14 protein-coding genes are annotated in these 18,720 nt (G+C 70.5%); 7 read left to right on the top strand and 7 right to left on the bottom strand.

All coding sequences use genetic code 11. From position 1 onward, the window contains the following. The first annotated feature begins 11 nt into the window (after positions 1-11). Positions 12-1,766 carry a cellulase family glycosylhydrolase gene (locus OG828_RS41950; protein WP_328504090.1) on the top strand — a complete coding sequence of 585 codons (1,755 nt, stop codon included), beginning with the start codon at positions 12-14 and terminating at the stop codon, positions 1,764-1,766. Positions 1,767-2,100: 334 nt separating this feature from the next. On the opposite strand, the gene OG828_RS41945 is transcribed toward OG828_RS41950, so the two are convergent. Next, positions 2,101-3,747: a glycoside hydrolase family 27 protein gene (locus OG828_RS41945; RefSeq protein ID WP_328504089.1), complete on the bottom strand. Its 1,647-nt coding sequence runs from the start codon at positions 3,745-3,747 to the stop codon at positions 2,101-2,103. A 377-nt stretch (positions 3,748-4,124) separates the two neighbouring features. Here OG828_RS41945 and OG828_RS41940 point away from each other — a divergent pair, with 377 nt between their 5' ends. The 5 genes from OG828_RS41940 to OG828_RS41920 all read left to right on the top strand — a co-directional run bounded on the left by OG828_RS41940 (position 4,125) and on the right by OG828_RS41920 (position 12,372). Then, positions 4,125-5,741 carry a glycoside hydrolase family 43 protein gene (locus OG828_RS41940; protein ID WP_328505031.1) on the top strand — a complete coding sequence of 539 codons (1,617 nt, stop codon included), beginning with the start codon at positions 4,125-4,127 and terminating at the stop codon, positions 5,739-5,741. Positions 5,742-5,875: 134 nt separating this feature from the next. Next, positions 5,876-6,841 carry a glycoside hydrolase family 6 protein gene (locus OG828_RS41935; RefSeq protein WP_328504088.1) on the top strand — a complete coding sequence of 322 codons (966 nt, stop codon included), beginning with the start codon at positions 5,876-5,878 and terminating at the stop codon, positions 6,839-6,841. A gap of 439 nt (positions 6,842-7,280) precedes the next feature. Then, complete coding sequence (locus tag OG828_RS41930) at positions 7,281-10,655, top strand: pyruvate carboxylase (protein WP_328504087.1); 3,375 nt, start codon at positions 7,281-7,283, stop codon at positions 10,653-10,655. A gap of 43 nt (positions 10,656-10,698) precedes the next feature. Beyond that, complete coding sequence (locus OG828_RS41925) at positions 10,699-11,058, top strand: DUF779 domain-containing protein (protein WP_328504086.1); 360 nt, start codon at positions 10,699-10,701, stop codon at positions 11,056-11,058. 75 nt (positions 11,059-11,133) lie between these two features. Further along, positions 11,134-12,372 (top strand): phosphodiester glycosidase family protein, encoded by a 1,239-nt coding sequence (locus OG828_RS41920; protein ID WP_328504085.1) that lies wholly within the window; start codon positions 11,134-11,136, stop codon positions 12,370-12,372. A 14-nt stretch (positions 12,373-12,386) separates the two neighbouring features. Here the strand turns inward: OG828_RS41920 and OG828_RS41915 are convergent, their stop codons facing one another. The 6 genes from OG828_RS41915 to OG828_RS41890 all read right to left on the bottom strand — a co-directional run bounded on the left by OG828_RS41915 (position 12,387) and on the right by OG828_RS41890 (position 17,649). Next, complete coding sequence (locus tag OG828_RS41915; protein ID WP_328368994.1) at positions 12,387-12,581, bottom strand: hypothetical protein; 195 nt, start codon at positions 12,579-12,581, stop codon at positions 12,387-12,389. Between the two features lie 103 nt (positions 12,582-12,684). Then, positions 12,685-13,548 (bottom strand): phosphatidylinositol-specific phospholipase C/glycerophosphodiester phosphodiesterase family protein, encoded by an 864-nt coding sequence (locus OG828_RS41910; RefSeq protein WP_328441782.1) that lies wholly within the window; start codon positions 13,546-13,548, stop codon positions 12,685-12,687. Between the two features lie 185 nt (positions 13,549-13,733). Next, positions 13,734-14,816: an acyl-CoA dehydrogenase family protein gene (locus tag OG828_RS41905; protein WP_328504084.1), complete on the bottom strand. Its 1,083-nt coding sequence runs from the start codon at positions 14,814-14,816 to the stop codon at positions 13,734-13,736. Beyond that, positions 14,813-15,994, bottom strand: coding sequence for an acyl-CoA dehydrogenase family protein (locus tag OG828_RS41900; RefSeq protein ID WP_328504083.1), 1,182 nt, complete (start codon positions 15,992-15,994; stop codon positions 14,813-14,815). Before OG828_RS41900 ends, OG828_RS41905 begins: the two co-directional genes overlap by 4 nt. After that, the gene (locus OG828_RS41895; RefSeq protein ID WP_328504082.1) at positions 15,991-16,980 is read right to left on the bottom strand and encodes an NADPH:quinone oxidoreductase family protein; all 990 of its coding nucleotides are present in this window, start codon (positions 16,978-16,980) and stop codon (positions 15,991-15,993) included. The genes OG828_RS41900 and OG828_RS41895 overlap by 4 nt, the downstream gene beginning before the upstream one ends. Positions 16,981-17,064: 84 nt before the next feature. Beyond that, a complete protein-coding gene (locus OG828_RS41890; RefSeq protein WP_328368979.1) occupies positions 17,065-17,649 on the bottom strand; it encodes a helix-turn-helix domain-containing protein in 585 nt (194 codons plus the stop codon). 79 nt (positions 17,650-17,728) lie between these two features. Between OG828_RS41890 and OG828_RS41885 the strand changes: the two genes are divergently transcribed. After that, positions 17,729-18,664: an NAD(P)/FAD-dependent oxidoreductase gene (locus tag OG828_RS41885; protein ID WP_328504081.1), complete on the top strand. Its 936-nt coding sequence runs from the start codon at positions 17,729-17,731 to the stop codon at positions 18,662-18,664. Positions 18,665-18,720: the final 56 nt, after the last annotated feature.

The following is an 18,720-nucleotide window of genomic DNA, read 5'->3' as shown; positions in this document are numbered from 1 at the left end:
AGGGACGACAAATGAAGGACATACGGCACCCCGCACACCATCGCAGCCGCGCCCCCGGCCGCCTGGCCTCTCTGCTCCTGGTACTCGCCGTCATGCTGGGACTGGCCGGCGGCACCTCGACCGCCGCGACCGACGCCGCGGCGGAGCCGACACGGTCCACGGTCAGAGTTCCGGCCCGCGCCATGGACGCCGTCGCCGCGATGCAGCCCAGCTGGAACCTGGGCAACACGCTGGACGCGATTCCCAACGAGGATTCCTGGGGCAACGGACAGACCAGCAAGGCGACGTTCGAGAAAATCGCCAAGGAGGGGTTCCGCAGCGTCCGCATCCCGGTGACCTGGACCGACCACCAGTCCGCCACCGCGCCGTACACCATCGACGCCACCTTCATGGCCCGCGTCAAGCAGTTCGTCGACTGGGCGCAGGACAGCGGCCTGTACGTCGTACTCAATGTCCACCACGACTCGTGGCAATGGGCCTCGAAGATCACAAGCGACCACGACAACGTGATGGCCCGCTTCAACTCCACCTGGACCCAGATCGCCGCGACGTTCCGCGACGAGCCGCGCTCCTTGCTCTTCGAGGGCATCAACGAGCCGCAGTTCGAGAACGCCACGGAAGCGCAGAAGACCCAGTTCCTGAATGAGCTTCAGCTCTCCTTCCACAAGATCGTCCGCTCCTCGGGCGGTGGGAACACGACCCGCATACTGTCGCTGACCACACCGTTCGGCAGCGGCGACCAGGCCTACCTGGACGAGCTGTACAAGACGATCACCTCGCTGAACGACCGTCAGCTCGTGGCGCAGGTGCACTTCTACAGCTGGTACCCGTTCAGCGTGAACGTCGCGGGCGGCACCCACTACGACGCCACCGCGCAGAAGCACCTGGACGACTCCTTCGCCGCCATGCACCGCACCTTCGTCGCCAGGGGCATCCCGCTCTACATCGGCGAGTACGGTCTGCTCGAGTACCCCAATCACTTCCACCCCACCCGCGTCGAGCGCGGCGAGGCGCTCAAGTACTACGAGCACGTGGGCTACGCGGCGCGCAGGTACGGCATCACCACCGCCCTGTGGGACCCGTTCGCCTACCTGAACCGCGACACCCTCCAGTGGCGTGACCCGGCCCTGATGACTTGGATCAAGTCAGCCTGGACCACCCGGTCGGGCACGGCCTCCTTCGACAAGGTCTTCGTGCCGAAGTCCGGCCCGGTCACCGCCAAGTCGCTCACCCTGAACCCCAACGGCACCAAGTTCCGCGGGGTGTGGCAGGGCGACACCAAGCTGACGGCGGGACGGGACTACACCGTCTCCGGCAACCAACTGACCTTCACCGCCACGGCGTTGACCCGCCTGGTCGGCGACCGCGAGTACGGCGTCAACTCGACGCTCCAGGCCCGGTTCACCAGTGGGCTGCCCTGGAACATCGGCATCGTCACCAACGACGTCCCGGTCCTGACGAACGCCTCCGGCACCACGGAGTCGTTCGCCGTCCCCACCCAGTACCGGGGCAACGACCTGGCGACCATGCACGCCACGTACGCCGACGGCTCCAACGCCGGCCCGACCGACTGGACGCCGTACCAGGAGTTCAACAAGGCGTTCTCGCCGGACTACCCGAACGGCACGATCGTCCTGACCCCCGAGTTCCTCAAGACGCTCCGCGACGGGGAACCGGCGACGCTGGTCTTCCACTTCTACAGCGGCAGCACCGTCACATACCACGTCACGAAGTCCGGCAGCTCGGTCACGGGCACAGTCTCCTGACCGACCAACCCCTCGCCCTGGTTGCCCTCCCCGGCAGCCAGGGCACGCGTGTCAGCGGAGCCGTGCTCTCCCGGACGGTGAGGGTGGTCGCGATCTCCATTCCCACCTGCGGCACAGGGCGGATCCATCCAGGCCACGGCCGGTACGTCGTCGAAACAGCCGGACGTTCGGGTTCCAGGGAACGTACAGCGGCGCCTTCGCCGCGCCGGGCGGGTTCAGTCTGAACGGGACCGCCTGCACCAGGACGTGACGCGACCGGCGCCGGACGCTTGCGTGGCGTCCGGCGCCGGACCGTCTGGTCAACTCCCGTTGCGGGTGCAGGAAGTGGGCGGCTTCAGACGCGGGTCCACTTCTGGTTGGCCTGGCCGTTGCAGGTCCACAGGACCAACGGGGTCGCGTTGGCGGTGCCGGCGCCGTTGACGTCGAGGCACAGCCCGGCGTGGGCGTTGCGGATCGATCCGTCGGAGCCGACGGTCCACTTCTGGTTGTTCTGGCCGTTGCAGGGCCAGGTGATGACCCGGGTGCCGTTGGTGGTGCCCTGGTTGTAGGCGTCCAGGCACTTGTCGCCGAAGACGCGGATCTCGCCGCCGGCCCACGTGGTCCACAGCTGGTTGGCGGCCGTGTGGCAGTCCCACAGCAGAACCGTGGCCCCGGCGGCGGTGGAGGCGTTGTCCACGTCCACGCAGCGGCCGGAGGCGTTGCCCCGCAGACGCGAGGTGGTGGCGGCCAGCGGGCTGCCCCCGGTCACCCGGAACACGGCCACGCCGTGCGCGGGGACGCTCGCCGAGATCTGCCCGGACGTGCTGGACGTGCCGCCGGTCCACAGGTCGGTGAGGCTGAACTGCCCGCCGGACAGGCCGACTTGCGCGGCCGTGGTGGTGACCGTCGCGGTGCCCCCTCCCCGGTTGAACAGGCCCACCGCGACCGAGCCGTCGGACAGGGGCTTGGCGAAGACCTCGGTGGCGCCGTCGTCGCGCACCCTGCGCCCGCCCGCGCCCAACGTGTCCTGGTTCACCGCCAGCAGACGCGGGTTGCGCAGGATCGCGCTCACGTCGGCGGACATGGTGCGGATGTCGTTGCCGGCCATGAGGGGGGCGCTCATCAGCGCCCACAGGGCGAAGTGGGAGCGGGACTCGGTCAGTGACAGGCCGGGACGGCCGACGACCAGCATGTCGGGGTCGTTCCAGTGGCCCGGGCCCGACTGCGCGGCCAGCGGCGCGTTGACGTCCAGGACGTTGCCGACGCCCATCGGGTAGCTGTTGGTGTTGCCGTTCTGCCAGATGTCGAGCAGGTCCTCGGTCGTCCGCCACAGGTCGGCGACCTCGCCCCAGTTGTACGTGGCGCCGGTGATGGCGTGGAAGCTGTTGGGGTTGATGCTGTAGACGATCGGCCGCCCGGTGGCGCGCAGGGCGTCGCGCATGAGCGAGAACCGCGCGACCTGCTCGTCACGGGTGCCCTCGGAGGAACACCAGTCGTACTTGAGGTAGTCGACGCCCCATGAGGCGAACGTGTTGGCGTCCTGGACCTCGTGCCCCCTGCTGCCCGTCGCCCCGGGATAGGCGCCGGTCGTCTGCGCGCAGGTGCGCTCGCCCGGCACCTGGTAGATGCCGAACTTCAGGCCCTTGCTGTGGATGTAGTCACCGAGGGCCTTCATCCCGCTCGGGAACTTGGTCGGATTGGCCCGCAGGTTGCCTGCCGCGTCGCGCTGCGGGTCGAACCAGCAGTCGTCGACCACGACATACCGGTAGCCGGCGTCGCGCATACCGGAGGACACCATCGCGTCGGCGGCCTGGCGGACCTGCGCCTCGGTGATCCCGCAGCCGAAGCTGTTCCAGCTGTTCCACCCGAGCGGTGGGGTGAGCGCCGGGCTGCCCGGCGCGGCCGAGGCGGTGGATTGAGAGGAGGCCGTCACGGACGCGGTGATCGTCAGCACAGCGGTCGCGAGGAGACGGAGCAATCGTCCGCCTGATCGTCTGGGCACCTGGGCTCCTTTTCCGGTAGATCACACAAGGAGGGTCCGAAATTTCGGACGTCGTTCGGAAACTGAGAGCCCCACGGATACTAGAGAGGCGAGCGTTCATGTCAACACGTAGAGCAAACCTGCCGCGCCTTGCCCGCCAAGGGTTCGGAAAGGGTCGCATTCGCGTCCCCAGAGGGATCGAATGTTTCGAGACATCCCACGAATCATGCGAGAACCCTTGACGGCACTCACCGGCTCCCTATCATCCTGGTTGCTCGACAACTCGACTTGCGTTCGAAATTCCGAAAACGCCAGAGCCGCTCCACCGAACCCGGCAGTGCACCTCCGGGTTGCGCCACCGCAACCGCCGAGCCGCAAGGAGCACGCCCCATATGGGTATGTCATGGCCTCATCAACTCTTTTCCCGTCGTCGCGCGCTGGCGGCCGCCACCGGCCTGGCCACCGGCGCGGTCCTCCCTCTGACCGCAGCCCAGGGTCCGGCCCGCGCAGCCGCCGCGGCATACACCAACCCGGTGATCTGGCAGGACTTCGCGGACATCGACATCATCCGCGTCGGCGACACCTTCTACGCCTCGGCCTCGACGATGCACTATTCGCCGGGCGCGCCCGTCCTGCGCTCGTACGACCTGGTGAACTGGGAGATCGCCGGCCACTCGGTGCCCGTCCTCGACTTCGGCGCCAAGTACGACCTGACCGGCGCCCGTGGCTACGTCCGGGGTGTCTGGGCGTCGTCGCTGGCCTACCGTCCGAGCAACAGGACGTTCTACTGGCTGGGCCAGATCGACTTCGCCCGGACCTACATCTACACCGCCACCGCCGTCGAGGGGCCGTGGAACAGGCTGACGACGATCAGCACGCCGTACTACGACGCGGGCCTGCTCGTGGACAGCGACGACACCCTGTATGTGGCCTACGGGAACACCACCATCAGCGTGGCCCAGCTCTCGCCCGACGGCCGCAACCAGGTGCGCACGCAGCAGGTGTTCTCGACACCGTCGAGTGTCGGCACCCTTGAGGGCGCCCGCTTCTACAAGATCAACGGGCAGTACTACATCTTCCTGACCCGCCCCGCGAACGGCCAGTACATCCTCAAGTCGTCGAGCGGCCCCTTCGGTCCCTACACGATGCGGCAAGTGCTCCTCGACCTGCGCGGACCGATCCCCGGCGGTGGCGTCCCCCACCAGGGCGGGCTGGTGCAGACCCAGAGCGGCGCCTGGTACTACATGGCCTTCGTCGACGCGTACCCCGGCGGCCGGATGCCCGCCCTGGCGCCGATCACCTGGACCTCGGACGGCTGGCCCGTCGTGCAACTCGTCAACGGCGCGTGGGGCACCTCGTATCCCAGCCCGGCCGTGCCCGCCCCACCCCGCCAGGTCACCCCCATGACCGGCGTCGACACGTTCGACGGCACGACCCTCAAACCGAGGTGGGAGTGGAACCACAACCCGGACAACACCAAGTGGTCGGTGAACAACGGCCTGACCCTGCGGACCGCGACCGTCACCAACGACCTGTACTGGGCCCGCAACACGCTCACCCACCGCATCCAGGGTCCTGCCTCCACGGCCACGGTCGACCTCGACTTCTCGGCGATGCGGGACGGCGACCGGGCCGGACTCGCCCTGCTGCGTGACTCGTCCGCCTGGATCGGCGTCAAGCGCGACGGCGGCACGACGCGGGTGGTGATGGTCAACGGGCTGACCATGGACGGCAATTGGAACACCACCGGCACCGGCACCGAGGTCGCGAGCGCCCCGGTCTCCGGGGGTCGTATCCGGCTGCGCGCGGGCGCGGACATCCGTCCCGGAGCGCCCCGCCCCGGCACCTTCTCCTACAGCACCGACGGCACCACCTTCACCCGCCTCGGGCCCGCCTTCTCCATGGGCAACGACTGGCGGTTCTTCATGGGCTACCGATTCGCCCTCTTCAACCACGCCACACAGGCGCTCGGCGGCGCGGTCCGCGTCACGCGGTTCGAGCTGTCCACGCCCTGAACGACCGGCTCCCGTACCAGACCGACTCGACCTGCTGACCGACCGTGCCGGTGGGGAGCGCTTCTTGTGGGAGCGCTCCCCCGCGCTCACCGGCGCCTTCGGACGCACCCCGTCAGAAAGCCGAGGTACCCGTCATGCGCCGCAGACTCCTCGCCCTGCTGGCAGCGCTCTCCTCACTGCCGCTGGCGCTCGCCGCCGCGCCGTCCGCCCACGCGGCCGACCCGACGACCATGACCAACGGGTTCTACGTGGACCCCGCCTCCAGCGCGAAGCGGTGGGTCGCCGCCAACTCCGGCGACGGCCGGGCGTCCGCGATCAACGCCTCTATCGCCAACACACCGACGGCCCGCTGGTTCGGCTCCTGGAGCGGCACCATCGGCACGGCGACCGGCGCGTACGTGGGCGCCGCGGACGCCCAGGACAAACTGCCCGTCCTCGTCGCCTACAACATCTACAACCGCGACTACTGCGGCGGGCACTCCGCTGGCGGAGCCTCCTCGCCCTCCGCCTACGCGAACTGGATCGCCCAGTTCGCGGGCGGGATCGCGGGCCGCCCGGCCGTCGTCGTCCTCGAACCGGACTCCCTCGGGGACTACGGCTGTATGAACCAGGCCCAGATCGACGAACGCGAGGCCATGCTCACCGGCGCGCTCGCCGAGTTCAACCGCCAGGCTCCCAACACCTGGGTCTATCTCGACGCCGGCAACCCGGCCTGGGCGAGCGCGGCGACCATGGCCCAGCGGCTCCACGAGGCCGGCGTCCGACAGGCCCACGGTTTCTCGCTCAACGTCTCCAACTACCTGACCACGGCCGAGAACACCGCGTACGGCAACGCCGTCAACAATGAGCTGCGCAACCGGTACGGCTACACCAAGCCGTTCGTCGTGGACACCAGCCGCAACGGCAACGGCTCCAACGGCCAGTGGTGCAACCCCTCAGGCCGCCGTATCGGAACCCCCACCCAGCTGGGCGGAGGCGCCGAGATGCTCTTGTGGATCAAGGTCCCGGGCGAGTCCGACGGCAACTGCGGCGCGGGAAGCGGCTCCTCGGCCGGACAGTTCCTCCCGGAGGTCGCCTACAAGATGATCTACGGCTACTGACCGGGTGCGGGCCGAGGCCGGCCGCGCCTGTGGAAGGACGCTGTTCAGCTGCCCGGCGACCGGCCCGTCCAACCGCGTGCCGCGCTCGGCACCGACATGGTCGAACTGGGTCCGGCCGATGTGCGTCGGCATCCGAGCGGGCGGCAGGCTGGTGGCCACGGCGGGCGAGCGCAGCTAGATGGGGGTCCCCCCGGCCGAAGGCCGGGGGGAGGCTCCGCCCTCCGGGACGGACCGAGATCAGCGCCGTGTGCACGGCACCCGAGGCACGCGGGCGCGGCCATGCCGAAACCCGCGCCTACGTGACCTTTCGAGGGTTCCGGACGCCGTGAGCGGTGAAGGAGTCGTAGGGGCACCAAATCGTGTCCCGGCTCACATGGCATGACCGCGGCGTCGCCGACACCATGGTCCTCGTCACGGGCAGGCCGCGAAGGGATACAGGATGTTCCGCAAGGTACTGGTCGCCAACCGAGGCGAGATCGCCATTCGTGCGTTCCGCGCCGGCTATGAGCTGGGGGCGCGCACCGTCGCCGTGTTCCCGCACGAGGACCGCAACTCGCTGCACCGGCTCAAGGCGGACGAGGCCTACGAGATCGGCGAACCGGGCCACCCGGTGCGGGCGTATCTCTCGGTCGACGAGATCGTACGAGCGGCTCAGCGGGCCGGAGCGGACGCCGTCTACCCGGGCTACGGCTTCCTCTCCGAGAACCCCGAACTGGCCCGTGCCTGCGAGAACGCGGGCATCACCTTCGTCGGCCCGGACGCGGACACGCTGGAGCTGACCGGCAACAAGGCCCGCGCGGTGACCGCCGCCCGCGCGGCCGGCGTACCGGTGCTCGGCTCCTCGCAGCCCTCGAACGACGTCGACGAACTGGTCCGTGCCGCCGACGAGGTCGGTTTCCCGGTGTTCGTGAAGGCCGTCGCGGGCGGCGGAGGGCGTGGCATGCGGCGCGTGGAGACGCCGGCCCAGTTGCGCGAATCCATCGAGGCGGCCTCGCGCGAGGCGGCGTCCGCGTTCGGCGACCCGACCGTCTTCCTGGAGAAGGCTGTCGTGGAGCCCCGCCACATCGAGGTGCAGATCCTCGCCGACGGCGCAGGCAACGTCATCCACCTGTTTGAGCGTGACTGCTCGGTGCAGCGCCGCCACCAGAAGGTGATCGAGCTGGCGCCCGCGCCCAACCTCGACCCGGGCCTGCGGGAGCGGATCTGCGCGGACGCCGTGCGCTTCGCCCGCGAGATCGGCTACCGCAACGCCGGCACCGTGGAGTTCCTGCTCGACCGCGAAGGCAACCACGTCTTCATCGAGATGAACCCGCGCATCCAGGTCGAGCACACGGTCACCGAGGAGGTGACCGACGTCGATCTGGTCCAGGCGCAACTGCGCATCGCCTCCGGCGAGACCCTCGCCGACCTCGGGCTCGCCCAGGACACCCTCACCCTGCGCGGCGCCGCGCTGCAGTGCCGTATCACCACCGAGGACCCGGCCAACGGCTTCCGCCCCGACACCGGCCGGATCAGCGCCTACCGCTCACCGGGCGGCTCGGGCATCCGTCTGGACGGCGGTACCACGCACGCCGGTACGGAGATCAGCGCGCACTTCGACTCGATGCTGGTGAAGCTCACCTGCCGGGGCCGGGATCTCTCCGCCGCGATCGGCCGGGCCCGGCGCGCGGTCGCCGAGTTCCGTATCCGCGGCGTCGCCACGAACATCCCGTTCCTGCAGGCCGTCCTGGACGACCCCGACTTCCAGGCCGGCCGGGTCACGACGTCGTTCATCGAGCAGCGGCCGCACCTGCTGACGGCACGGCACTCCGCGGACCGTGGCACCAAGCTGCTGACCTATCTCGCCGACGTCACCGTCAACAAGCCGCACGGGGAGCGGCCGGCCCTCATCGACCCCACGACCAAGCTGCCGTCCGGGCCGGCCGGTGAGCCGCCCGCCGGCTCCCGGCAGCGGCTCGCCGAACTGGGCCCCGAGGGCTTCGCACGCGCGTTGCGTGAGTCGCCGCTCCTCGGCGTCACCGACACCACCTTCCGCGACGCCCATCAGTCCCTGCTGGCCACCCGGGTGCGTACCAAGGACCTGCTGGCCGTCGCCCCCGTCGTCGCGCGCACCCTGCCCGAGCTGCTGTCCCTGGAATGCTGGGGCGGCGCCACCTACGACGTCGCCCTGCGCTTCCTCGCCGAGGACCCGTGGGAACGCCTGGCCGCCCTGCGCGAGGCGGTGCCCAACGTCTGCCTGCAGATGCTGCTGCGCGGCCGGAACACCGTCGGCTACACCCCCTACCCCACCGAGGTGACCGACGCCTTCGTGCAGGAGGCCGCGGCCACCGGCATCGACATCTTCCGCACCTTCGACGCCCTCAACGACGTCGGCCAGATGCGGCCGGCCATCGACGCCGTACGCGAGACGGGGACGGCGATCGCCGAGGTGGCCCTCTGCTACACCGCTGACCTGTCCGACCCCTCCGAGCGGCTCTACACCCTCGACTACTATCTGCGTCTCGCCGAGCAGATCGTCGAGGCGGGCGCCCATGTCCTGGCCGTCAAGGACATGGCGGGCCTGCTGCGCGCGCCCGCCGCCGCGACCCTCGTCTCGGCGCTGCGCCGCGAGTTCGGCCTGCCGGTCCATCTGCACACCCATGACACCGCGGGCGGCCAGCTCGCCACCTACCTCGCGGCGGCCCAGGCGGGCGTGGACGCGGTGGACGGGGCGGTGGCCTCGATGGCGGGGACGACGTCGCAGCCGTCCCTGTCCGCGATCGTCGCCGCCACCGACCACTCCGAACGGCCGACGGGACTGGACCTCCAGGCCGTCGGGGACCTGGAGCCGTACTGGGAGAGCGTCCGCCGTGTGTACGCGCCGTTCGAGGCGGGCCTCGCCTCCCCCACCGGGCGCGTCTACCACCACGAGATCCCCGGCGGCCAGCTGTCCAACCTGCGCACCCAGGCCGTCGCACTCGGCCTCGGCGACCGCTTCGAGGACATCGAGGCGATGTACGCCGCCGCCGACCGCATCCTCGGCCGGCTGGTGAAGGTCACCCCCTCGTCCAAGGTGGTCGGCGACCTGGCCCTGCACCTGGTGGGAGCCGGTGTGACGCCGGAGGACTTCGAGGCGACGCCCGACCGGTTCGACATCCCCGACTCGGTCATCGGCTTCCTGCGCGGCGAGCTGGGGACCCCGCCGGGCGGCTGGCCGGAGCCGTTCCGCACCAAGGCGCTCCAGGGACGCGCCGACGCGAGGCCCGTACCGGATCTGACCGCCGAGGACCGCGACGGCCTGGAGAAGTCCCGCCGCGTCACCCTGAACCGGCTGCTCTTCCCGGGCCCGACGCGCGAGTTCGAGACGCACCGTCAGTCGTACGGCGACACCAGCGTCCTGGACAGCAGGCACTTCTTCTACGGTCTGCGCCCCGGCAAGGAGTACGCCGTCGATCTGGAGCCCGGCGTACGCCTGCTCATCGAGCTCCAGGCCATCGGCGAGGCCGACGAACGCGGCATGCGCAACGTCATGGCCGGCCTCAACGGCCAGCTGCGGCCGATCCAGGTCCGCGACGTGGCCGCCGCCTCGGACGCCCCGGTCACCGAGAAGGCGGACCGGGCCAACCCCGGGCATGTGGCGGCGCCGTTCGCCGGCGTGGTGACGCTCTCGGTCGCCGAGGGCGACGTGGTGGAGGCCGGCGTGACCGTGGCCACCATCGAGGCGATGAAGATGGAGGCCGCCATCACCGCGCCGACGGCGGGCCGGGTCACGCGGCTGGCCATCAACCGCATCCAGCAGGTGGAGGGCGGAGACCTGCTCGTGGAGATCGTGTAGCCCTGCAACCCCCTCGCAACCTCCCGCGTGCTGCGCTGTCGGCATGGATGAAGAGATCCCGCGTGTCGAGCTCACGCCCGCGGCCGCCGATCTGTTGCGTCGGCTGCGGCAGGCGCACGGTCCGCTGATGTTCCATCAGTCCGGCGGCTGCTGCGACGGCAGCGCGCCCATGTGTTACCCGGAGGGCGAGTTCCGTACCGGCGGCTCGGACGTGCTGCTGGCGGAGCTGGCGGTGGACGGGGTCGAGGAGCCGGTGGGCTTCTGGATGTCGAGGAGTCAGTACGAGGTGTGGAGCCACACCCGGCTGATCGTCGACGTCGTCGAGGGCCGGGGCAGCGGCTTCTCGCTCGAGGCACCCGAGGGGGTGCGTTTTCTGATCCGTTCGCGCGTAGTCGGCGCTTAGGCACCCCGGCGGTCACCGCCCTCTGTTCCAATTCCCCTGAGTCCCACGACATGTGACGAGACCTCAGGGGGCACGGTGACGCGTCGTCAGAAACGGTTCGGAGCAGGCAGATCGGTCCTCACGCTTCTCACGGCATTCGGCGCGCTGGCCGGTGCGGCCCTGGCGGGGGCGGCACCGGCCGGCGCCGTTCAGGGCGGCACCCGGATCGCGCCGGGTGTCACGTACGAGCAGTTCGACATCCAGGCGTCCAAGGGTCTGACGCGGGCGCATGTGCTCAGCGTCGACCTGCGCAATCCCAAGGTCCGGCTAGGACTGCTGTCTCCGGGGGCGGTGGCCGCCCGCGGGACCGTGTCCCGGCTGGCCGACGCCCAGGGCGCCGTAGGGGGCGTCAACGGCGACTTCTTCAACCTCACCGAGACCCAGCACCCGGGCGTGCAGGCGACCGGCGCGAGCGTGGGACCGGCGATCGCCAAGGGCAAGGCCCTCAGCGCCGCGGTGCCCAACGGCCAGCGCTTCGGTCCCGCGATGCCGCCCGGCAGGAGCACGAAGGACGTGTTCGGGGTCGGCGACGACCGGCGGGCCCGGCTGGACAGCCTCTCCCTGAGCGGGTCGATCGGCACGCCCGACGGCAAGCTGCCGCTCGGCGGGCTCAATCAGTACGCGCTGCCGGTGGGCTCGGTCGGGGCCTACACCGCCAAGTGGGGCAGCGTCTCCCGGGTGCGCGCGACGTGCGGCACGGACACCGACCGGGCCGCGCCGTGCAGTGCCGACACGTACGAGGTGACGGTCCGCGGGGGACGCGTGGTGTCGACCGCCGACACCCCGGGCAGCGGCACCATCGCCAAGGACAGCACCGTGCTGGTCGGCCGGGAGGCGGGCGCGCAGCGGCTGCGGAAGCTGTCCAAGGGGGAGCGCGTCACGGTGCAGCACAAGCTGGTGCCGGCCGGGTCCCGGAAACCGTTCAGCTTCGCCCTGGGCGGCTTCCCGGTCCTGACGGACGGCCAGCCGCTGCCCGGACTGGACAACAGGACCGCGGCGGTGCGCACGGCCGTGGGCATCGCGGACGGCGGGCGGCGGGTGATTCTGCTCGCGCTGGACGGCGCCGCCGAGTACCGCACGGGCCTGACGGTCGCGGAAGTCGCCGACGCCATGCGGAAGTTGGGCTCGGTCGACGCGTTCAACCTGGACGGCGGCGGGTCGACGACGCTGGTCGCCCGCGTTCCGGGAGCGACCGCCGTGTCCGTACGCAACCATCCCTCAGGCGGCGTGGAACGCCCCGTCCCGAACGGCATCGGGGTCTTCTCGGCCGGCTGACCGCCGCGGTGGCCTCACGGTCTCAGACCGCTGACGATGTCCGCGGTCGCCGTGAGGCCGCTCTCGATGGTCGGCGCCATGCTCGAGCTCGCCATGTAGAACCCGAGCAGCGCGCAGACGATCGCGTGGCTGGGCTTCAGCCCGCCGTGCCGCAGGAAGATCACCGCCAGGATCAACAGCAGCAGCACCACAGAGATGGACACGGCCATCGAAAACCTCCTCCGCCACGTCCGCTTCGCGGCGTTCGGCCACGAGTGTGGCGTAGCGGAGGGTTCGTCCGGGCGGCTGGCGTGTCCTCCGAACGTGTGGTGTCTAGGCCGACCGGTGTGCGTCCAGGAAGGCTTCCAGGCCGATCAGGTCGTCGGTGTTGAGGTAGTCGACGTCGGCGGCGAGGAGTTCCGTCCACAGGGCGTCGCGGGCGGGGCCCGCGATGTCCGGGGTGGCCCAGAAGCGGACCTTCTGGCCGCGGGCGTGCGCGGTCTGGACGATGGTGTGCAGCTTCTGCCGCTCGGCGGCCGGGAACGCGCCCACGCCCCGCCAGGTGAAGTTGAGCGTCCAGTTGTCGCTGATCAGCGGGACGAAGGAGGCGGGCGCGGAGGTGCCGAGGTCGGCGAGCCGGCCGTCGTAGAAGGCCCGGCGTACGGTCTGGGCCTCCATGGGGACGCGGGCCGCGCGGTCGCCGGAGATCACCGCGGTGACGGGACCGGGGTACACCCGGCCGTGCGCGTACGTGGTGAACAGGCCCTTGTAGCGCCGCAGGTGCCGGTCGAGCTCGAGGTACGTCGAGGAGCCCTCGGTCTTGATGTCGATGAGCAGCTGGAGCGAGCCGCGGTAACCCCGGTAGACGGAACCGCGGTTGGCCTTCACGCGGGACGCCAGCGTGTCCAGGTAGAGGGATTCGAGGGTGCGCGCCGGGTCGAGGTCCACCTGGTCGTGCGCGACGAGGAGCTGGTCGCCGACGAGCCAGATGTCGGCCTCGACGCTGCCGAAGCGGTGGTCGAGGGCGTCGAGGAGGGGACGGGGGTGCTCGTAGTCGTTGTGTGCGTGGGCGCGCCAGAGGGGGCGCGGGTGATGCTTCTTCTGCTCGCCCGCCAGTGCCTGTGAGGCGGGCGCCACGACCGCGCCCGCGAGGGCGGCGCCGAGGGTGAGGACTCTGCGACGGGTGGTGTGGGCCATGCTCTCTCCCCGAGGTGTTCTGAAGTGAAACCTCAGCGAGTATGCGTTCGAGAGCGGCTCAAGAAACCGCCTGAGAAAGTGAGTTGGCCGGACTGCCGCCGTGAGTTCACTTCCTTGGCCGAAGACACACCGAAAAGCCCGCCCCTGGTGGGACGGGCTTCTCTCGGTCTACTCCCAGGTGTACGTCAGGGGGCGCGCAGGTCGACCAGTTCGGCGAGCGCGGCACGGTGGCCGCCTGCGGTGCCGTACGCGATCGAATCCGCCTTGGCCCGCTTCAGATACAGATGCACCGGGTGCTCCCAGGTCATCCCGATACCGCCGTGCAACTGCAGCGCCTCCTCGGCGGCGTGGACGGCGACACCCGCCGCGTAGGCCTGCGCGACGGCGACCGCCACCTCGGCGTCCTCGCCGGTGGCGAGCGCGTCCGCCGCGTTCCGGGCGGCGGCGCGCAGGTTGACGACCTCCAGCCACAGCTGCGCGAGCCGGTGCTTGATCGCCTGGAACCCGCCGACGGGCCGGTTGAACTGCTTGCGCTCCTTGAGATACCGGACCGTCTCGGTCAACGCCCAGTCGGCGAGCCCGAGTTGCTCGGACGCGAGCAGCCCGGCTCCGGCCCGCAGGGCCCGTCGTACGGCGGGTTCGGCATCGCTCAGCCGACGCCCGCGAGCGCCCTCCAGCTCCACCCGCGCCACCGGCCGCGTCAGGTCCAGCGACACCTGCGGTACGACGGTCACGGCATCGGCGTCCACGGCGTACAGCCCACCGTCGTCCGCGGGCACGAGCAGCACGTCCGCGGCCGACGCGTCCGCGATGCCGGTCAACTCGCCGTGCAGGGCACCGTCTTCCTGTCGTACGGCCTTGAAGGCGCCGTCCGGAGCGACGTTCAGGGCGACAGCGAGGACGCCGATGCGCCGGCCGGACGCCAGCTCGGCGAGCAGGTCGTCGGCGTCGCAGGCCAGGAGGGCCTCCGTGGCGACCACGGCGCTCGTCAGATAGGGCACGGGGGCGACGGCTCGCCCCAACTCCTCCAGGACGACGGCGACTTCGCGATGGGTGGCGCCCTGGCCGCCCCGCGCCTCGGGGACGAGCAGGCCCGCGAGGCCCATGCCGTCGGCGAGGGACTTCCACAGGGAGAGGTCGTGCGGGGCATCGGACTCGGTGCGGGTGATCACGCCCGCCGCGTCGCAGTGGTCGGTGAGCAGGTCCCGGACGGCGGCGCGCAGCGCCTCTTCCTCCTCCGAGTACAGCAGGTCACGCTGTGCGGTCATCGGGCCAGGTCCTTCCACGCGACGTCCTTGTCGGTGCGCGGCTCCGCGGGCAGGCCCAGGACGCGCTCGGCGACGATGTTCAGCAGGACCTCGCTGGTCCCGCCCTCGATGCTGTTGCCCTTGGAGCGGAGATAGCGGTAGCCGGCGTCGCGGCCGGTGAAGTCGACCAGTTCCGGGCGGCGCATGGTCCAGTCGTCGTACAACAGGCCTTCCTCGCCGAGGAGTTCGACCTCCAGGCCGCTGATCTCCTGGTTGAGGCGGGCGAAGGACAGCTTCATGCCGGAGCCCTCGTAGCCGGGCTGGCCCGCGACGAGCTGCTGGCGCAGGCGTTCGCCGGTGAGGCGGGCGACCTCGGCCTCGACCCAGAGCTTCAACAGGCGCTGGTGGAGGTCATGGGTGCGCAGTTCGGGGCGTTCGCGCCAGGTCTGCGCGATCGGCCCGATCATGCCGCCCTCGCGCGGGATGCGCATGCCGCCGATCGAGACGCGCTCGTTCATCAGCGTCGTCTGCGCGACCTTCCAGCCGTCGCCGACCGCGCCGAGGCGGTGCGCGTCCGGGATGCGGACGTCGGTGAGGAACACCTCGTTGAACTCGGCCTCGCCGGTGATCTGGCGCAGCGGCCTGACCTCGACGCCCGGGTCCGTCATGTCACAGATGAAGTACGTGATGCCCGCGTGCTTGGGCAGGTCCGGGTCGGTGCGGGCGATGAGGATGGCCCAGCGGGCGAGATGGGCGCTGGAGGTCCACACCTTCTGCCCGTTGACGACCCAGTCATCGCCTTCCCTGACGGCTCGCGTGCCGAGCGCGGCCAGGTCGGATCCGGCGCCCGGCTCGCTGAACAGCTGGCACCAGACCTCCTCGCCCACCCACAGCGGCCTGAGGAACTGCTGCTTCTGCTCCTCGGTGCCGTACTTCAGGATGGTCGGCGCCGCCATCCCGAGGCCGATGCCGATGCGCCGCGGGTCGTTGTCGGGGGCGCCCGCCGCCTCCAACTCGGCGTCCACGACGGCCTGGAGGGAGCGCGGCGCACCGAGTCCGCCGAGGCCCTCCGGGTAGTGCACCCACGCGAGTCCGGCGTCGAAGCGGGCCTTGAGGAAGTCGATGCGTTCCGTGGTGGTGGGCGGGTGCGCGGCCAGCAACTCCCGTGTGCGGCTGCGCAGTTCTGCGGCGTCGGTCATGCGGCGGCTCCGTTCTCCAGGGAGGGCTCCAGGGAGGGAACGACGGCGACCCGGCCCGTCGTGGTCCCGTCGGCGACCCGCTGCACCGCCGCCGCGGCCCCCGCCAGCGGCACCCGCTCGCTCACCAGCGGCTTGATCGCGCCGCGCGCGGCCAGCTCGGTCAGCTGTTCGTGGCAGTGCTGGACCAGCTTCGGGTTCTTGGTGTTGTACAGGCCCCAGTGCAGGCCGAGGATCGCGTAGTTCTTCACCAGCGCGTGGTTGAGGCCCGGGCTGGGGATCGTTCCGCTGGCGAAGCCGACGACCACGATCCGGCCCTCGAAGGCGACGACCTTGGCGGACTGGATGTAGGCCGCGCCGCCGACCGGGTCGTAGATCACGTCGGCGCCCCGGCCACCGGTGGCCTCCTTCACGGCGGCGACGACATCCTCCGCGCGGCGGTCGACGACGACATCGCAGCCCAACTCCCGGGCGACAGCCGCCTTTTCCGCGCCGCCCACGACTCCGATGACGGTGGCGCCGGCCGCCTTCCCGAGCTGCACGGCCGCGCTGCCGACCCCTCCTGCGGCAGCGTGGACGAGCAGCGTCTCGCCGGCCTCCAGCCGGGCCCGCCGGTGCAGACCGAACCAGCCCGTCTGGTAGCCGATGTGCAGCGCGGCGGCCTCGGCGTCGTCCAGAGAATCGGGCGCGGGCAGCACAGCCGCCGCATCCGCGACGGCGTACTCGGCGAAGCCGCCGTACGGCAGCGCGGGGTTGGCGATCACCCGGCGCCCGTCCTCGGTCTCGCCGCAGATCTCGACGCCCGGCGTGAACGGCAGCGGCGGCTTGACCTGGTACTGGCCCCGGCACATCAGGGCATCCGGGAAGTTGATGTTGGCAGCACGCACCTTCAGCAGGACCTGGCCGTCGCCGGGCGTCGGCCGCGCCACGTCCGCCAGCCGCATCACCTCGCCCGGCTCACCGATCTCGTGCACTTGCCATGCCTGCATGCGGGGCCTCCACAGACTGCTTCGTCCGACCAGGTCCCTCGCATACTAAGCGGTCGCTTGCCGATCAGGGAACAGTCGCGTCCATCACGCCCGCTTCGGCCGCGCCCGCACATGCATCCGCTCCCCCTGCGGCCCGAACAGACTGAGAAACTCCACCGGCCCCTCCCCCGTCGACCCGAACCAGTGCGGCACCCGCGTATCGAACTCGGCGGCCTCCCCCGCGTTCAGCACGATGTCGTGATCGCCCAGGATCATCCGCAGCCGCCCCGACATCACATACAGCCACTCGTAACCCTCATGGGTCCGCGCCTCCACCGGTTCCGCCTCCTCCTGCGGCACCAGCACCTTGAAGGCCTGCAGGCCCCCGGGCTGGCGGGTCAGCGGCCAGTAGGTGCGTCCGTGCCTCTTGATCGGCTCGGCCCGCACCCGGGGATCACGCACCGCGGGCGCACCCACCAGTTCGTCCAGCGCCACCTCGTGCGCCCGCGCGATCGGCAGCAGCAGCTCCAGGCTGGGCTTGCGCAGCCCGGACTCCAGCCGGGACAGCGTGCTCACCGAGATACCGGTCGCCTCGGAGAGCCCGGCCAGCGTGGCGCCCCGCTCCTTGCGGATCCGCCGCAGCCGCGGACCGACCTCGGCGAGCACCTCGTCCATGTCGTCGTCACTCATGGAGTCCATTGCAGTTTCGGCAAATGTGTTTGTCAATGCGGCAGTGGTCGCGCGACCGTCTGGCATGGAGGTGGTCACCATGACCGAGACATACAGCGACAGATACGAAGTGGTCGTCATCGGCGGCGGCGCGGCAGGCCTGTCCGCCGCCCTCATCCTGGGCCGGGCCCGGCGCCACACCCTGGTGGTCGACGCGGGCGAACCACGCAACGCCCCCGCCGCGCACATGCAGGGCTACCTGTCCCGCGACGGCATGTCCCCCGCCGAGTTCCTCACGATCGGCCGCGAGGAGATCGCACGGTACGGAGTCGAGCTGGTCCAGGACACGGCCGTGGACGTCACCAAGGCCGAGGACTTCACGGTCGAGCTCGCGAGCGGACGGACAGTGCACGCCCGGCGCCTCGTCGTCACCACCGGCCTCAAGGACGAGCTGCCGGACGTCCCCGGCGTCGCCGAGCGCTTCGGCCGCGACGTGCTGCACTGCCCGTACTGCCATGGCTGGGAGGTACGCGACCAGGCCTTCGGAGTCCTGGCGACCAGCCCGATGGGCGTGCACCAGGCCCTGATCGTCTCCCAGTGGTCCAAGGACGTGACCCTCTTCCTGCACAAGGTCACCGAGGACGACCTCTCGGACGACGACCTGCGCAGACTGGCCGCGGCGGGCGTACACGTCGTCCCGGGCGAGGTCGCGGGACTGGTGGTCGAGGACGACCGCCTGACGGGCATACGACTCGCGGACGGTTCGACGTACGACCGCCAGACGCTGTTCGTAGCACCGCGCGCAATCCCACAGACCGGCCTGCTGGAGAAGCTCGGCGCCGAGATGAACGAGACCCCCTTCGGGACGTACCCGGTAGTCGACCCGACCGGCCTGACAACCGTGCCGGGCGTATGGGCAGCGGGCAACGCGATGGGCTTCGGCGAGCAGGTCGTGAACGCGGCGAGCGGCGGCTACCGAGCGGGCGCCACGATCAACGGGGAGCTGCTCATGGTCGACCTCGATGCAGCGCCCTAAGGGGCGCGGGGAACTGCGCGACCAGCCACAACAAACCCGCAGACGAACGACAACCC

It is taken from the genome of Streptomyces sp. NBC_00457, assembly GCF_036014015.1.
Taxonomy (GTDB): Bacteria; Actinomycetota; Actinomycetes; order Streptomycetales; family Streptomycetaceae; genus Streptomyces.
Note: the sequence above shows the minus strand (reverse complement) of the source record. Positions and strands in the feature narration are given on the sequence as shown.

Coding starts and splice junctions, on each gene's coding strand:
- OG828_RS41885 (WP_328504081.1), top strand. CDS start 17,729: ATGACCGAGACATACAGCGACAGATACGAAGTGGTCGTCATCGGCGGC.
- OG828_RS41915 (WP_328368994.1), bottom strand. CDS start 12,581: ATGGCCGTGTCCATCTCTGTGGTGCTGCTGCTGTTGATCCTGGCGGTG.
- OG828_RS41900 (WP_328504083.1), bottom strand. CDS start 15,994: ATGACCGACGCCGCAGAACTGCGCAGCCGCACACGGGAGTTGCTGGCC.
- OG828_RS41950 (WP_328504090.1), top strand. CDS start 12: ATGAAGGACATACGGCACCCCGCACACCATCGCAGCCGCGCCCCCGGC.
- OG828_RS41895 (WP_328504082.1), bottom strand. CDS start 16,980: ATGCAGGCATGGCAAGTGCACGAGATCGGTGAGCCGGGCGAGGTGATG.
- OG828_RS41890 (WP_328368979.1), bottom strand. CDS start 17,649: ATGAGTGACGACGACATGGACGAGGTGCTCGCCGAGGTCGGTCCGCGG.
- OG828_RS41925 (WP_328504086.1), top strand. CDS start 10,699: ATGGATGAAGAGATCCCGCGTGTCGAGCTCACGCCCGCGGCCGCCGAT.
- OG828_RS41930 (WP_328504087.1), top strand. CDS start 7,281: ATGTTCCGCAAGGTACTGGTCGCCAACCGAGGCGAGATCGCCATTCGT.
- OG828_RS41910 (WP_328441782.1), bottom strand. CDS start 13,548: ATGGCCCACACCACCCGTCGCAGAGTCCTCACCCTCGGCGCCGCCCTC.
- OG828_RS41935 (WP_328504088.1), top strand. CDS start 5,876: ATGCGCCGCAGACTCCTCGCCCTGCTGGCAGCGCTCTCCTCACTGCCG.
- OG828_RS41905 (WP_328504084.1), bottom strand. CDS start 14,816: ATGACCGCACAGCGTGACCTGCTGTACTCGGAGGAGGAAGAGGCGCTG.
- OG828_RS41940 (WP_328505031.1), top strand. CDS start 4,125: ATGTCATGGCCTCATCAACTCTTTTCCCGTCGTCGCGCGCTGGCGGCC.